17 protein-coding genes are annotated in these 15446 nt (G+C 63.9%); 2 read left to right on the forward strand and 15 right to left on the reverse strand.

Annotation, left to right across the window (positions count from 1 at the left end):
- Positions 1 to 134: 134 nt before the first annotated feature.
- From B1C78_RS14835 to B1C78_RS14905, 15 genes are all read right to left on the reverse strand, one after another.
- On the reverse strand, positions 135 to 1286 hold the full coding sequence (locus B1C78_RS14835; RefSeq protein WP_077279947.1) for a radical SAM protein: 1152 nt from the start codon (positions 1284 to 1286) through the stop codon (positions 135 to 137).
- 316 nt (positions 1287 to 1602) lie between these two features.
- The gene (locus B1C78_RS14840; protein WP_077279948.1) at positions 1603 to 2694 is read right to left on the reverse strand and encodes a geranylgeranyl reductase family protein; all 1092 of its coding nucleotides are present in this window, start codon (positions 2692 to 2694) and stop codon (positions 1603 to 1605) included.
- A 1-nt stretch (position 2695) separates the two neighbouring features.
- On the reverse strand, positions 2696 to 3772 hold the full coding sequence (locus B1C78_RS14845; RefSeq protein ID WP_077279949.1) for a lipoate--protein ligase family protein: 1077 nt from the start codon (positions 3770 to 3772) through the stop codon (positions 2696 to 2698).
- Positions 3765 to 4931 carry a radical SAM protein gene (locus B1C78_RS14850; RefSeq protein WP_077279950.1) on the reverse strand — a complete coding sequence of 389 codons (1167 nt, stop codon included), beginning with the start codon at positions 4929 to 4931 and terminating at the stop codon, positions 3765 to 3767. Before B1C78_RS14850 ends, B1C78_RS14845 begins: the two co-directional genes overlap by 8 nt.
- Before the next feature lie 85 nt (positions 4932 to 5016).
- Positions 5017 to 5454: a glycine cleavage system protein GcvH gene (gcvH, locus tag B1C78_RS14855; protein WP_077279951.1), complete on the reverse strand. Its 438-nt coding sequence runs from the start codon at positions 5452 to 5454 to the stop codon at positions 5017 to 5019.
- Positions 5455 to 5510: 56 nt separating this feature from the next.
- The gene (locus B1C78_RS14860) at positions 5511 to 5912 is read right to left on the reverse strand and encodes a DsrE family protein (RefSeq protein WP_077279952.1); all 402 of its coding nucleotides are present in this window, start codon (positions 5910 to 5912) and stop codon (positions 5511 to 5513) included.
- 32 nt (positions 5913 to 5944) lie between these two features.
- On the reverse strand, positions 5945 to 6385 hold the full coding sequence (locus B1C78_RS14865; protein ID WP_077279953.1) for a biotin/lipoyl attachment domain-containing protein: 441 nt from the start codon (positions 6383 to 6385) through the stop codon (positions 5945 to 5947).
- A 20-nt stretch (positions 6386 to 6405) separates the two neighbouring features.
- Positions 6406 to 7317: a CoB--CoM heterodisulfide reductase iron-sulfur subunit B family protein gene (locus B1C78_RS14870; protein WP_077279954.1), complete on the reverse strand. Its 912-nt coding sequence runs from the start codon at positions 7315 to 7317 to the stop codon at positions 6406 to 6408.
- A complete protein-coding gene (locus tag B1C78_RS14875; RefSeq protein ID WP_077279955.1) occupies positions 7310 to 8026 on the reverse strand; it encodes a 4Fe-4S dicluster domain-containing protein in 717 nt (238 codons plus the stop codon). Before B1C78_RS14875 ends, B1C78_RS14870 begins: the two co-directional genes overlap by 8 nt.
- A 63-nt stretch (positions 8027 to 8089) precedes the next feature.
- On the reverse strand, positions 8090 to 8932 hold the full coding sequence (locus B1C78_RS14880; protein ID WP_077279956.1) for a hypothetical protein: 843 nt from the start codon (positions 8930 to 8932) through the stop codon (positions 8090 to 8092).
- Entirely contained in the window at positions 8907 to 9956 is a 1050-nt protein-coding gene (locus tag B1C78_RS14885; protein WP_077279957.1) for a CoB--CoM heterodisulfide reductase iron-sulfur subunit A family protein, read from the reverse strand. Before B1C78_RS14885 ends, B1C78_RS14880 begins: the two co-directional genes overlap by 26 nt.
- Entirely contained in the window at positions 9956 to 11368 is a 1413-nt protein-coding gene (locus B1C78_RS14890) for a heterodisulfide reductase-related iron-sulfur binding cluster (protein WP_077279958.1), read from the reverse strand. The genes B1C78_RS14885 and B1C78_RS14890 overlap by 1 nt, the downstream gene beginning before the upstream one ends.
- Before the next feature lie 81 nt (positions 11369 to 11449).
- Positions 11450 to 12130, reverse strand: coding sequence for a 4Fe-4S dicluster domain-containing protein (locus B1C78_RS14895; RefSeq protein ID WP_077279966.1), 681 nt, complete (start codon positions 12128 to 12130; stop codon positions 11450 to 11452).
- 262 nt (positions 12131 to 12392) lie between these two features.
- Positions 12393 to 12623, reverse strand: a complete 231-nt coding sequence (locus tag B1C78_RS14900) for a sulfurtransferase TusA family protein (RefSeq protein WP_077279959.1) — start codon at positions 12621 to 12623, stop codon at positions 12393 to 12395.
- Between the two features lie 159 nt (positions 12624 to 12782).
- On the reverse strand, positions 12783 to 13133 hold the full coding sequence (locus B1C78_RS14905; RefSeq protein ID WP_077279960.1) for a rhodanese-like domain-containing protein: 351 nt from the start codon (positions 13131 to 13133) through the stop codon (positions 12783 to 12785).
- 196 nt (positions 13134 to 13329) lie between these two features.
- Here B1C78_RS14905 and B1C78_RS14910 point away from each other — a divergent pair, with 196 nt between their 5' ends.
- Positions 13330 to 13641, forward strand: a complete 312-nt coding sequence (locus B1C78_RS14910; protein ID WP_077279961.1) for a hypothetical protein — start codon at positions 13330 to 13332, stop codon at positions 13639 to 13641.
- 47 nt (positions 13642 to 13688) lie between these two features.
- Positions 13689 to 15107 carry a M48 family metalloprotease gene (locus tag B1C78_RS14915; RefSeq protein ID WP_245795452.1) on the forward strand — a complete coding sequence of 473 codons (1419 nt, stop codon included), beginning with the start codon at positions 13689 to 13691 and terminating at the stop codon, positions 15105 to 15107.
- Positions 15108 to 15446: the final 339 nt, after the last annotated feature.

Genomic DNA, 15446 nt, shown 5'->3' on the forward strand with positions numbered 1-15446 from the left:
CTTTGCGAGAGAAATGCCTTTGACGGTGTCCGGTGAATCAACAGAAGGACGTCGAACCACAAAGCTCATGGAAGCCACGAACCAATCGAATCAAAAACCTTCGCGCCCTTCGCGAGCTTCGTGGTTAAATCAAATCACTCTTCAGCATCATGATCGAAGGTACCCACCGCCTCCCCCGACATCTGGCGGCGCACGAAGTCCACGTCGGTGCCCTTCAATGCAAACGGAAAGCTCAGAATATCCGTGGGACTGGAGTCGCCGTAGGGGCGATTGCAGGCGGAGACCTCTTCATCCGACTTGCCGGGGCAGCCGGAGGTCTGGAAGGGCTTGCCGGAACCGATCATGTCGTCAAGCTCCCGGCGGTCGACACCGAAGTCCGTCACCTGCCCCTGGGCGTTGAACTTCATATCATCGATGCGGCCGCCGGCGTAGTCGATAACGAAGCGGGCGAGCTGTACGCGGCGCCACTGGTCGCGGGGTACCGGGTTCCAGTCTTCCATCAGGGAGCCCTGCTCGGGGAAAAAGGCGAACATGTGGTTGTGGCCGCCCATGTCGCGGATCTTCTGACAGACGTCCAGGATCTCCTGCTCGGTCTCGCCCATGCCGCAGATCAGGTGCGCGCCGAACTTCTCCGGGCCGAAGATCTCGGCGGCCCACTCGATGGCCTGCCAGTACTTTCCCCAGCGGTGCGGGCTGTCCACGGTCTTGCCGCGGGTGCGCTCGAAGATCTCGGGGGTCACGGCATCCAGGGCCACGGTGAAGATGTCCGCGCCCTTGTCGCGCAGGTTCTTCAGGTCCTCGTAGCTCATGGTAGTGGGGTTGGAGAGAATGGACACGGGGATGTGCGGCACGGCGTTCACCCATTTCTCCAGCAGCACCACGGTGTCGTGGTCGGAGTTGGGGTGGGTGATCATGGAGATGCACATGCGCTCGAACTGGCCCCTGTCGGCGTTGTCCTTCACGCGCTCGATCACGTCATCATAGCGGGCGGTGGGCCAGTCCACGCGGATGAAGTTGCGGTCGGCGTAGTCGCGGGCCTCCTCGCGGTGACGGGCAAGCCCGCAGTAACTGCAGTTGGCCCGGCAGCCTTCCGGATAGGTCACCAGTAGGTTGAGGCAATGGGTGCAGGCGGTGCGGTGCATGGTGCCGGGCACCAGGCCCAGGGTGATGGCCGCCGCGGTGGACATCTGCACGTAGTCCGGGGAACGCATCTCCGGGGTCTTGATGTGGTAGTCGGGCCGGTAGAACGTCACCGGGGCGACTACGTCTTCAGCACTGGCTCTCATTTCGGCCTCCAGTCATCACGAACTGACTTCTATGTTTCTCTCGCAAAGGCGCGAAGCGCGCCAAGAAAAACGAAATTGTTAAAAAGCCCTTCTTGGCGTGCTTTGCGCCTTTGCGAGATCATTGTTCAGGCTGTTCAGAGCCGTGGAGTATCTCTTGGCAACTGCTTTTCCCACAAACCCGCGCGAGCCCACCTCGTAGGTCGGGCTTCAGCCCGACGCCGCTGCCCGTCGAAGCCGCCGCCGTCGGCCTGAAGGCCGACCTACATGTGACTCCGCACACAGCTGAGATTTACATCTCTCATGCATAACCGCGGGGTCAAACCGCGGCACTCTCAAAGTACTCGTTGAATGCAATCCATCCCCGGCGCTGTGTGGCATCCTCGTTGGCGGACCGTGTGCGCCAGAACTGCGCCAGTTCGCGACGCCGCTGCACGGCGCGGGCGAGCGTGGTCTGGAACTGGTCGCGCACATCTTCCTCGTAGTCCTCGAAGGCGTCGGCGTCACCATTGAGATACGCCGCGGCGGCCTTGCCGGCCAGTTCGCCGGAGACCACACCGGCGGCGATGCCGGCGCCGGTGATGGGATGGGTCAAGCCCGCCGCATCACCCACGAACAGCACGTCGCCCACCACCAGGCGCTCGCGCAGCCCGCCCACGGGGATGGCGCCGCCGGTGCGGTAGAGGATTTCCTCGCCCAGCAGGCCGGCATCGACCAGCTGGCGATGCAGACGGCCGAGAGGATCTTTCAGATTGTCCTCCCAGCGCCTGTCGGCACCCAGGCCCAGGTTGGCCAGCTTGCCCTTTGGGAACAGCCAGGCATAGCCGCCGGGGTAATCGTCGGACAGCCAGATGTCGGTGTCCGCGTAGGGCCTGAGCAGGGGCACCGTGTACTGGCGGGTCTGCACCACGTCCAGCGGAGCAAGGCCCAAACACGCCGCGACCGGGGAATGGGGGCCGTCGGCGGCAATGAGGACCCTGTACCGGATCTTCACGTCCACATCATCACGGCGCACGCTGGCGATATGGGCGTCCGCATCCAAAGCCACCAGTGGCGAGCGTGTCCACAGTTCCGCGCCCACGCGCTCGGCCTCCCGGGCGATGGCCCGGTCGAACTCGGCCCGGTTGATCATCAGGCCGGGGAAATCGGATTCATGCACCGCACCCGAGGGCAGCATGCTCTTCATACCGGTAATGCGCTGCAGCAGCACCTTCTCGGCCCTGGCGTACCCGCCCATGGGGGTTGGAATGAACTCGGCGCACTGCACCGGCTCGCCCAGCATCTTGTTGCGCTCGACGCCCAGCACGGTCAGCCCGGCCCCGGCGGCGGTACGCGCGGCGCTGGCGCCGCCCGGGCCCAGGCCCACCACCAGCACATCGACGGACCGGATGCTGTCCGCTGCAGCGCTCATCTCAATCCCTGCCGGCATCCACAGCCGCGCGGATGGCAGAAACGAAGTCATCGGGCGTGAGCATCAGCATCTCGGCAGGATGGTCCTCGAAGAAGGCCTTCACGTTGGCCTCAAGCGCCTCAATGGGGGTGTTGCGCAACGCGCCTTCCAGATCCACCACCAGGCGCCGGGGCTTGACGAAAAAGTCCCCGGTGATCCACACCTGCTTGAGCTGGTTGCGCACCGGGTCCACGGCCACGCCGACGCGCAGGGTGCCGCCCTGGGAACGGGTGATGGCCTCGTGCATCGTGGCATCGGTGGCGGGACGGTTGTGCTGGTAGGTCCACTCGGGGGTGTCGATGTCCGCCAGGGCTTCCCGGAAGGCGGCATCTTCGGCAGCGTTCATGGCATCGGCCCACTCGAGCTTCACGTCAAAGGCCCTGGCGAATGACTCCGCCAGGCGCTCCTGCACTTCCGCAAAGGTCGGCATGTTGCCGCCCAGCAGGTCCTTCAGGTTGGCCACCCGGTCACGGGCCGATTCGATAGCCTTGTCCGAGAGTTTCTCCGCCGGGATGCGCAGCACCCGCAACATGCGCTCCACGTCGAAATCGATCAGCAGCGTGCCCTGGTACATGATGGAGTCGCCGTCGAAGGCGCCGCCGGTGCCGGAGATCTTGCGCCCGTCCACCTCAATGTCGTTGCGCGGGCGGTAGCGGGCGTCCACGCCCAGCGCGCTGATGCCCTCGGCGGCTGCCTCGCAGATCTTCTTCGCAATGGCACCCATATCGGCGGTGCCCAGGAAGCCCTTGTCCAGATACAGCTCCCAGCCGATCTGGGTCTCGTCGAAATAGATGGCCCCGCCGCCGGTGATGCGGCGCTGGATGTCGATGCCCTGCTCGGCGCAGTAGTCGGTGCGCAGTTCCTGTTCCACGTCCTGGTGGAAGCCCAGCAGCGCGCTGGGGGTGAAACGCAGGAAGCGCAGGGTGTGGGGCGAGGTGCCGGCCTGGTGGGATTCCAGCAGGGCGCGGTTGAGCGCCATGTTCTCGGCGGCGCGGCGAAGGCCCGTGTCCAGCACGCGCAGTGTCTTGGCATCACGCATAAGGCTGGCCCGCCTGACTCACCACACGAATACCGCCCAGGCCCGAGGCAGAGACCCGGCTCCGTTCACGACGCTTGCGCTCCTCGGCAAGAATGGTGTCCAGATCCAGTTCGATACCGGCGTTGGCGCCCTCCACCGCCATCACCTCGTCGCCCACGGCGATGGAGCAGCAGGCCGGCGTGACGCGGATGCGGCGCTCCAGGCGCGCGGCCAGTTCCACCACGCCATCGGCGGGATGGGCGATGCCGTTGAGACCGGCCATGACCGCATAGGCGTCGATCTGCTGTTTGGCCATGCCCGGCGGGCGGGCGCAACCCAGCAGCAGGGGCGTCTCCGGCAGGGCCTTTCGCGCGTCCATGAAGAAACCGCCCACGGCCCCGGTGTCCGGGTTCACGAACGGCCGGTTCTCGGGGGCGTAGAAGGGCATCACCACCACCAGCACCACCGCGTCGGGCAGATGACGCCGGATCATCTCCAGGGCATTCCACTCGCCCAGCAGTCGGCCGTAGTGCAGGCCGATGACGATGTGCGGCACCACTTTCATATCGGTCCTGACCAGGCTCTCGAGCGTCGCCTCGAAGTCCTCCACGCTGCGGCGCAGGTGGTAGACTTGGGTGATGGTGTCCTGGGCGCCGATCACGTCCATCATGGCCGCATCGATGCCCGCCTGCTCCATGGAGCGGGCGATGTCGTCGTTCACCAGCGCCGTATGCAGGGCGATGCGAAAATCCGGGAACTCGTCCTTGATGCGGCGGATGGTGGAATAGTAGTCGTCGTACTCCACCTCGTTGCGGTGGTTGGACCCGCCGGTGAGCAGCATGCCCCTGGCACCGTCCTCGATCAGGCCGTTGACCTCGCGCCACAGATCCTCGGGTGTGCGCGCCGGGATCATGGGCTCCAGGATCTTCGCCTTGCAATGGTCGCACTGCAGCTTGCAGTCGCCGCCGGTGACGGACACGGCGGGCCAGGCGCTCTTGCCGCAATCCTTCAGCTCAGAGGTCTGATAGGACTTGAAGGTGGGGGTGTAGAAATGCACGGGCGGGATGTCACGCCCGGCAAGCCCGGACCAGTCCGTTTCCAGGGACTGCACCAGTTCGCGATCCAGCGTCAGATCCTCCAGAGGCTCCACGTGCCGGACCAGGTCGTACCAGTTGGACATCAGCGACACCCCGCAAAACATCCTTTAAGTCGAAAAGGCCGCCTCCACCGGAGGCGGAGACGGCCCTGAACTTCTCACAACGGTCTCAGCAGCCGCCGAAGCCGTCGGCGTCCATCTTGGACTCGAAGGCGGACAGCGCGTCCGCGCCTGTCTTGAGGTCACCGGACTCGCCGTCCCAGTCGGCGGGCTTGAGCTTCACCAGCCAGCCTTCACCGTACGGGTCCTCGTTGATCAGGCTCGGCTTTGCGGACACCGCGTCGTTGATGGCGACGATCTCGCCGGTGACCGGGGTCTTGGCAGGCCCCACCCACTTGCCCGACTCCACGGTCGCGCAGGACTTGTCCTTCTTCACTTCCTTGCCCACCTTCTTGGGGGTATAGGAAACGATCTGGCCCGCAAGGGAACCCGCATAGGAAGTCAGACCCACCGTGATGTTGCCGTCGCTTTCCCGCCGCACCCAGACGTTGTTGTCGATGCTGTACATCAGGTCCTCAGGAATATCGCAACCGCGAACTGCGCCCATGCTGCCCTCCGGTACATTCTATGGATCGTTCATATGGAGATCGGGCGGCCCCGATACTAGAAGGTGATCAACTTATCGCACCCCAGGATGAGATCGACCAGCGCGCTGGCCCGGGAGACGTGATCAGCCTCCTCGATGATGTCGGCCGATTCGTCGATTTTATACCCCGGTAAAGCAGGCTGGCAAACGTGCAAAATGACGCCGGCGCGCTTGGCATCCCGGATGAAATCAATGAGCTTCTTGCCGCCCTCCATGGCCACGAGATTCTCCGCAACGCCGTGCTGCATGAGCTTCACGCCTTCCATGGTGAAGAAGATATGCACCTGCGCATCCATGGCGGCGAGCACGGATCCCAGGTAGAACGGCGTGGCACACCGCTCCGGCGTGCTGGGGCCGCTGGTCATGAGGATGACCACGGTCTGCTCGTCGTTGTCCAGGTACTGTGCGTCGTTGCTCATGGATCACAGTCGGTTCAGCGTGTGGTGGCTGATCAGTTCTTGTCGCAGTGAATGTCGTCCTTCTTCACCCGGGCGCAGTAACCCTTGCGGGCGTCGTCGCCGGTATGGAAACCCTCAAGCGCCTTGTCGGCGCCGTCCACCGGCTCCACGCGGGCCACCCAGGCGTTGTAGGGGTCCGCGTTCAGCAGCGACGGATTTTCCATCACCTCGGCGTTACCCTCGATGATGGTGCAGTCCATGAAGTTGGGGATCGGCCCGGCCCACTTGCCGCTCTCGATGGTCGCCACCGGCTTGCCGGGCGGACGCCGGGTACCGGGGCGGCGTACCCGCACGTGCAGGATCTTTCCGGCGATGGTCTGCGACAGATCGGTCATGCCCACGGTCAGGTTGCCGTCGTCCTCGCGCCGCACCCAGATCTGGTACTCATCGTCGTAATACAGTTCGGGATGGAATTCGCAGCCGTTGCAGTCCATGGGGCCCGCTTCGCTCGGCGTCAGATGACGCCCTTGCTCTTGAGCAGTCCAATGGAATCGCTCACGTTCTCGTGGATACCCAGGCGACGCGGCGACAGGCCCATGGCAAGACCCAGCAGCTGCGTGAAGTAAAGCACCTTCACGTTGGTCTTGATGCCGAACTCGGTCTCGGCGCGCACCTGGTGCATCTCCAGGCCGGAGTGACAGGTGGGGCACTCGGTGGCGATCACCTCGGCGCCGGAATCCTCGGCGGCCTGCAGCAGATTGAGCACCAGCTGCGTGGAGGTGTCGGAATCGGACAGCGTGTGCGCGCCGCCGCAGCAGGCCGTCTTCAGGGGGTAGTCCACGTTCACGGCACCGGCGGCAGCCAGCAGGTCGTCCATGAAATGCGGTTTGTAGCTGGACTCGGAGCCCGGCCCCTGGTCCTTCTCAGGAAAGATCTGGCGCGGGCGGGTATACATGCAGCCGTAATAGTTGGCGATTTTGATGCCGTTGAGGCTCCGGGTGATCTTCTGCTTGATGCCGTCCGGCCCCAGTTCCTCCATCAGCCACTCCAGCAGGTGCAACGTCCGCACGTCACCGTTGTAGACCGGATCATCGGCCTTCTTCGCCAGGTCCTGCACGGTCTGCATGGCCTGGGCGGAAGTGGCCGTCTCGTACTCGGCCTTCTTGAGGTTGTGGTAGCAGCCGTTGCACGGCGCCATCACGGTATCCAGCCCCATCTGCTCGCTGGCGATGGCCATATTGCGCGCGGACAGGTAGGTCTGCAGCATGGGATGGATGTTCTTCACTTCCATGGCGCCGCAACAGTTCCAGTCGCGCAGGTTCTCCATCTCCAGGCCCAGGGCCTTGACCAGCACGCGGGTCGACTTGTCGTAGGGGCCGCCGGAACCTTCCAGTGCACACCCGGGATAGTAGGCCACCTTAGCCATGACGGGCCTCCTTCTGTTCCTGCACGTAGGCCTTGAGCACCTCGCCGGTCCGACCCCAGGACCGGGTCCGCGGGGTATGCACCGTGTTCCATCCCATGCGCATCAGATGCATGATGGGCAGGCCCTTCATCATGCGCAGCATGAACACCCTGAGCCAGTCCTGGAACAGGGACTGCCCGGTCTTCTTGAAGAAGTTCTGCACCACCTTGCCGTCCTCGATGCGGCCGGTCTTGTAGATCTGGTCCAGGAATTCCTCGTCAAATATTTTGGACGGTGACTTCCCGGTGATGCCCTCATCCTCCATCCAGTGGCTCAACGCCTTCATCACGCCTTCCGGCCGCACGTCCTTGGGACAGATGTCGGTGCACTTGTTGCAGGACACGCACTGCCAGATGATGTCCTTGTCCTTGACAATCTCCTCCTTGAGGCCCAGGCGGATCAGGTAGATCCAGTAGCGCGGGTTGAACTGCACGTTCTGGGCATACACGGTGCAGGAGTTGGTGCACGAGCCGCACTGCCAGCAGCGGTGCACGTTCTCGCCGCCGCCGTATTTCTGGATTTTCGCCTCGAAATCGTCGTCGTAGTCCGTGATCGTGCGTGGCGCGATCATGGTGTTCCAATGGCCCGATACGTCGACGCCGTCAACCACGAGCGAATCGTGCTTGAGCAGGCGTTCGGGTTCGATCAGCGATTTCTCGTGAATGGCCATGATGTTCTCCGAAACTCAATCCTGGCTAGCCCGCACATCTCACCGGTCGGTGAGATGTGCGGGCTAGTGCACCGTCTTCTCGCCGCCGCCCCGCTTGCGGGCCGGTCGCTCGTCCAGGCCCAGCAACTTGACCAGGAACTCCAGCGGATCCTGCTTGGCGCCCAGTTCCGCGTTGACCATGCCGACGCGCGCCGACATGGCCTTGACGTAATCCGCATAGGCCTGCGCCTGCAGCAGGTCCACCAGGTAGGGCAGGTCCCGATAGACCCCGTCCTCCGAAAGGCGCTCGGCGAACCAGGCCCGCACACCCTCGTAATCCTCCGGCCGCGATCCCATGGGGATCCGCTGCATCGTGTCGTTGCCGCGGATGAATTCGCGCACCGCGCCGCTCATGGTGCGTGCGTCCCAGACCCAGCGCGTCATGAGCGGAATCCGCTCCGGGTCCCGGAAGTGCACGATCTCTGCGGCGAGATCGCGGATGGCGCGCCGCGCCTTCTTGTCCGATTCCGGCACCAGTTCGCAGAAGGCACCCATGCGTTCGTCGAGCCGGCCGCGCCCGTAAACCAGTTCCAGGACCGCGCCCGACAGCACCGCATCGTCCAGGGCGGCCAGGTGACGGTCGACCTTCCTGCGGGCGGGAAACACCACCGCCAGCAGCTCCATCACCTCGTCGCCGGTCAGCGTATCAGGGCGCTTTGCCGGGAGCACCCGCGCAAACAGTTCATGCTTGGAACGAAGCCCCTCCAGGAGTTCCTCCAGCGTGGCGTTGCGCTCCTCGATCTGTTCGAGCAGCGCGCGGAACTTGGCCGACGCGATCTCCCGGTCGAGCGTAAACTCCAGTTCCGCGGCGGCGATCACGTCATCGCCGCCCCGCCCGGCTTCAGCCTGCTTTCCGAACCAGAGCATGGAGATCCGCGACGGCGCGCGCCCCGGCGGCGGCGCCCTGGGAAATGGAATCGTCGATGGTCTCCGGCGCGTAGGCGGCGCCGCAGGAATAGATGCCCCGGCGCGTCGTGCCGCAGGTGTTTGTGTAGTGCTCGGCGCGCTCGATGAAGCCGTGCTTCTCGAGCCCGACGCCGAAGATCCGGGAGATCTCCGGGTTGTCCTCGTTGGGGTCCATGCCGATAGCGTGCACCACGATGTCGAAGGGGATCACGATGGGGCGCTTGACCAGGGTGTCCTCGCCCTTGACCAGCAGCCGGCCGTCACCGGACGCGGTGACCTCGGCGATACGCGCCTTGACGAACTTGGTCTTGAACTCTTCCTGGGACTTCCAATAGAACTTGTCCTCGTAGAGCCCGTAGGTGCGGATGTCCATGTAATAGATGAACACGTCTGTCCCGGGGGAGATCTCCTTGATCTCCATGGCCAGGTTCGCCGACACGGTACAGCAGATCTTGGAGCACCACTCGCGCCCGATCTGGCGGTCGCGGGAACCCACGCACAGCAGGATCGCCACGCGCTCCGGCACGCGCCCGTCGGACGGGCAGATGATCTTGCCGCTGGACACCATCTGCTCCATCTGGGTGGTGGTCAGCACGTCCTCGTAGGTGCCGAAGCCCCACTCGGGCTTGTTGATGGAATCGAAGTGCGTAAAACCGGTGGCCAGCACCACGGCGCCGGCCTTGACCGTCTCGCCGTTGCTGAGCGTCGCGGTGAAGTTGCCCGCCTCGCCGTCAAGCTGCGTGACCTTGGCGTTCTTGTGAACGGTGCAGTTGGCGTCCTCCTCGACCCGGCTCACCATGCGCCCGATGGCGTCCTTGGCCCATTCCCCGGAAGGCACCAGGCGGGCGTAACCGGAGAGAATGGGCGCGCCCCCCAGGACCTCTTCCTTTTCCACCATCACCACCTTGTAGCCGGCGGCGGTCACGTTGGCGGCAGCAGACAGCCCGGCAGGGCCCGCGCCGACGACCAGCACTGTGTCCCCCATTACGCCTTGCTCCCATAGGCCAGTTCAGGGTTGTAGAGGTACTCGATGTTGCCGGCCTCCACTTCCTTGAGATATTCATGGAAGTTCTTCTTGGCCTCGTCCCAGGAAATACCCATCTTCTCCACCAGCTCCTCGCAGGGCGAGGCATGCCACTGCAGCTGGACGATCTTGAGCGGATCCGCACCGCAGGCCAGGGCCGCGAACTGCACCTCGGCCATGATGGGAACCTGAAAGTCCTGGTCGTGGGCCTTTCCGATCCACTGATTCTTGTCCATGGTGGTGACGCAGCCGGTGTCGTTGGTCAGCATCACGTCCGCATTGGCCTCCTCGCGGGCCACGCGGATCTTGCGGTCCATGGTGAAGGAGCGGGTGAACTCGCGCTCCGAGATGATGTGGCGGAAACCGAAGCCGCAGCAGTCGTACCAGGTGGAATAGTCGATCACCTGGGCGCCCAGTGCCTGGGCCATGGACGTGATGATCGCGGTGCGGTTGCCGCCCAGCACGGTGGGATCATAGATCGCGTCCTCGTGCACCATCTTGTAGTAGTGGCAGGCCACGTGGGCGGTGACGCGGATGTTGGAGACGTCGATGGTCTGCAGCTCCGAGGCGATGCGGTTGCGCATCACGTGCACCCACTCGGAGTAGTGGACGATCTCCTCAGGGATCACCAGCTTGCCGTCCACCAGGCGGCCCAGCTTGCCGAGGATCTTGGTGACCTTCTCACGCAGCTCCGCGGATTCGATCAGGTACTTGCGGATCTCCTTGTAGTTGCCGTAGGAGGTGCCGCAATGCACCAGGGGGAAGAAGTGGCCTGCCTCGTGGCCGTGCTGCTTGCCGGAGATGTAGGCCTGGTGAAAGTTCCGCAGGAACACCGCCGCCAGCGACTCCACGTTGCCGATGCCGGAACCGTGGTAGTTCCAGGCGGTGCAGGAGGTCTGGTCGGTCTCGTCCAGGTAATCCTTGCCGGGCACAAAGCCGAACTTGTTCATGACCCACAGCAGTGCCGTGGGGTAACCGGGGATGTTGCCGCACTGGCCGCAGGACTTGTGATGCCACAGCTGTTTCGTGGGGATCTTCTTGTCCCAGCCGAACAGGGTCTTCACCGAGACCGGCTCGTGCTGATCCCCGACGCGGTGAATGATGATCTGGCCGTCCTTTTCCAGTTCCTCCATGTGCTCACGCACGTCGTCCATGCGGTCGCCCAGGTCGATGGTGCGCCGATCCACGTGCTTGCGCACCCAGTCGGTGGCGCGTACGGCGTCTTCCGGGGAAAGGTCGGTGGCCTGAAAGAAGGATCCGTGACCGGCGATGCCCTGACCGTCCGTATTGTGGAAACCGGGTTTCATGGCACCGGTACCGGTCCCTTCAGCCGACGTGTTGTGGTTTCCGGGGGTCTGGTCGGTCGGTTTCATAATGCGCTTCTCCTTTCGGCCTGCAGGGTGATCAGCCGAAACTTGAAATGGGTGTCAGGGCCGGGGCGAAAAGGCCGGGTGTCAGTCGTCGTCCTCTTCGTCCTCTTCCTGCTCTTCGAGCCAGTCCTCGTAGTCCTCGCGCTTCTCGTCGATGAAGTCCTCGATCACGTCGAAGAGATTCTCGTCCATCAGCTCCAGGGACCTGAGCACGCCGGTCATCTCCCAGATGGTGTACATCTCCACGGAGGTCTTGAGCGACACCTCCCAGGCGGTGTCCACCGTCTGCAGGGTCTTCACGGGGATGGCCTTGCGCAGCAGGCGCAGGTCGCCTTCCACCTTCTGGATGTTTGGACCCCAGTCGGGGAAGTGATCCGGCTGGATCATGTCGGGCGAGAGCTGATTGCCGGTGGTGATGAGTTTGAGCATCACGCGGCCGAAGGGGCGAAGCACGTCCTTGGCGGACTGCATCTCGTGCTTGATGGCCACCTCGCGCATGATGGCGACGAGACCGCCGGGGGAATTCTTGAAGGGGCAGCGCGCGGCGCAGGTCATGCACTGGGCACAGGCCCAGATCTTTTCCTGCATGGCGTCGTAGATCTGCTCGACGTTCTCGGTCCAGAGCAGCTGGACGATCTCCCGGGGGGAGTAGTCGTAGAACTGCGCCGAGGGGCACGTGGCGGTGCAGATTCCGCAGTTCAGGCAGCCGTTCAATTCGTGGTCGTAGCGGAAATCCCCACGAATGTCATCATAGATCTGCTGCATCTCGGCATAGGTCGCCATGTTCACACCTCACGGGCAGACAGCGTTCCATACTCCGCGGTCAGGTCCTGGACCCAACCGAGTATAAAATACTGCCCCGAGGCCAAGCCATTGACCTCAAGGTGACTATGGGCGTCGCCAACGAAGCTTCGCCACCCGACTGCGGGCCAAGACCCGGCAGGGCCGGCCCCGGGATGGCAGATCCATGAAAACCGACCGGCCGCCACCAGGAGCCCCGGAGACGGCCGGACAGTCCGGGGGCCGATCAGCTCTTCTTCATCAGGAAATAGAACTTGCCGCCGTCTTCACGGCTCTCCAGCAGTTCGTTGCCGGTCTGCTTGGCGAAGGCCTCGAAGTCCTTCACCGCGCCAGGGTCCGTGGCGATGATGTGCAGCACCTGTCCGCTGCTCATGGAAGCCAGGGACTTCTTCGCGCGCAGGATGGGCAGAGGGCAGTTCAGCCCGGACGCGTCGAGTTCCTGATCGAAATTGGCCATGTTCCAGTCTCCTTCACTTGATGAGTAAGTTCTCGTGGGCACCTTCCCGGCTATGAGAAGGCGAATCTTATATTCTTATATTCAAACTGTGACACGCTACAGAACCGGGATACAGGGGCTCCACTCAATCTTTTCTATGGGGCCCACAGATTACCTTATTCAGGGCGTGTGTACACTTTCGGCCCTGGGTTCCTCCAGGTTCAGACCAGCCTGAGCCCAGCCCATGACACCGCCACGCAGATTGTACACCTCCGTAAGCCCGTGCTGCGCGAGAAACGCGCAGGCCTGGGAGGAGCGTGCACCGGTGCGGCAGCTGATGACCAGGGGTTCCTCCTCGTCCAGCAGATCCGGCAGGCGAACGGGCACCAGATGCAGCGGCAGCAACGTGGCCCCCGGGATCACGCCATGCGCCGTCTCCGAGGGGGTACGCACGTCCAGGAGCCGGAAGGCCTTTCCGGTGTCCTGCCACTGCCGCAGTGTGTTCGCGTCGATTTCCTTGATGCCGTACAAGATGCCCTCCCCACCGGAATCCGGTGTTTAGTCTGTGTCTATAATAATATTTAAATATTCTTCTTCAACCCCGGCCGGGAGGAGGCCTCCTCGTTCCCGGCCCGAACACACTGGAACGCCCCGGTGCGCCCAATGTCATAATGTAGCGGTTGAGGGTCCACGATGTCCGAACCCCGCTGCAGCAGGAGAACCCGCCTTGGACAAGAGCCGTTTCACCGCCGACACCCGCTACTCCGTGACGCTCCGGGAGGCCGACGGCAAACTGCGTGCCGCCAGCATCTACGTCCACCGGCTGTTCGACGACTACATGATCGCCCGCCGGATCGACGGGGCGCAGTTGGGCATGCTGTTCAAGATCCCCTACCAGGACATCGTGCGCATCGTGCGGGTGATCCCCGTGGCGGACGAGCAGCGCTTCATGGTGCCCGATGCGATGCTCAATCCCAAGGTGTGGGAGACCCGCGACACCATGATGGCCTATGGGTCATCGCCGGGACTCGGCAAGTAATTCCCCGGCCTCCGGGTACGAAACGGCCTCTGCGAACCCATCGATCATTGCGCAAACCCATTCAAAAACTGGCGTTCTTCCTCCTGGCCCTGGTGCTGGTCGTGCCGGGCGGGGCATCGGCGGAGCTCAACCTGCCCGACATGGGCGATCCGTCGGCGGCCATGCTGTCTCCGGGCCAGGAACAGCAACTGGGGCGGACACTGCTGCGGGAGGTGCGCCGCACCCTGCCCATGGAGCAGGACCCGCTGATCAACGCCTACGTCCAGGCGCTGGGCCAGCGGCTCGTATCCAGCACGCCCGACGCCCATGCCCATTTCCGTTTCCTGGTGGTGGACGATCCGCGCATCAACGCCTTCGCCATGCCCGGCGGCATCGTGGGCGTGAACACGGGCCTCATCGCCGCCGCCCGCGACGAATCGGAACTGGCGGCCGTCATGGCCCACGAAATCGCTCACGTGACCCAGCGCCACCTGGCGCGCATGTACGCGGGCAGTTCACGCATCGACCTGGCCACCGGGCTGGCCGTGCTCGCCGGCATCATTGCCGCGGCCTACGATCCCCAGGTGGGCCAGGCGGCGATCGTGGGCGGCCTGGCGGCGGGCACCCAGGCACGCATCAACCACACCCGCGCCAACGAACGCGAGGCGGACCGGATCGGCATCACAATCCTGGAAGCCGCCAACTACGATCCCCAGGCCATGCCGCGCTTCTTCGAGCGCATGCTCGCCCTGAGCCGCGCCAACCCGGACAGCATCCCCGATTTCCTGCGCACCCACCCGGTCACCACGGAACGCATCAGCGACAGCCGGGCCCGGGCCGAACAGTACCGCGGCAGCGACTACCGCCGTGATTCCACGGAGTTCGTGTTCACGCTGGCGAGGGTCAAGGCCCTCATCGATCCGGCACAGACCATCGAGCGCTACCGCCGCGGCGGCGACCAGGACAAGCCCGAGGCGCGCTATGGCTATGCGGTAGCCCTGCTGGAACGCGGCGAGGTGAGCCAGGCCGCCCAGGCCATCGAAGGTCTCACGGATGACCAGGTCCCCCGACTGCACCTGCAGCTCATGCACGCGGAGATCGCCCAGCGGCAGCGGCGCCATGACGACGCCATCGCCATCCTGGACGGACTCAACGATCTCTATCCGCACCATGCCCCCGTGATCCACGCCTACGCCGACGTGCTCCTGGACGCCGGGCGGACCCAGGACGCGCTGGCCCTCCTGGACCGCTACCTGGCACAGTCCCCCGAAGAACCCGCGTTGGTGCGGCTCAAGGCGCGCGCCGCCGACCGCAACAACCAGCGCGCCGTCAGCCACGAGACCATGGCGGAGTATTACTTCTACCTGGGCCGTTACGGGGAGTCCCTCCACCAGCTCGAGCTGGCCCTCCAGGCCTCGGACCTCACCCCCTTCGTGGAGGAACGGGTACGCGAGAAGCGCAGGATCGTGCAGACCTGGATCCGGTAATCCGTTTATCGGCAGTTACTTATATTCTCAGAAAGACCTTGTCATGCGCCTTGAAATGAGTACCCTTGGGCGGCGGCACGCGAAAACCGCCCCGGGTGTTACGCAGCCCGCCGTTTTCATGCGGGCAGGCCGCAGGGACATCCCAGTACGACAGCGTGGGAAAAGCGGTCCCCGGACCGCCACTGCCCTGTGCACGCGTTTCCGGTTCGTCCGGACCCGGAGCCATTGGAATTGCTGCCGATCAGTTGTCCGATTCACCACTACAGAAAATATGGAGTCCACATGAACAGCAAGCGTCGAGTGTTTCTGAAGGGCACCCTGGCCGCCGGAGCGGTGGGT

It is taken from the genome of Thioalkalivibrio denitrificans (assembly GCF_002000365.1).
Classification (GTDB): Bacteria; Pseudomonadota; Gammaproteobacteria; order Ectothiorhodospirales; family Ectothiorhodospiraceae; genus Thioalkalivibrio_A; species Thioalkalivibrio_A denitrificans.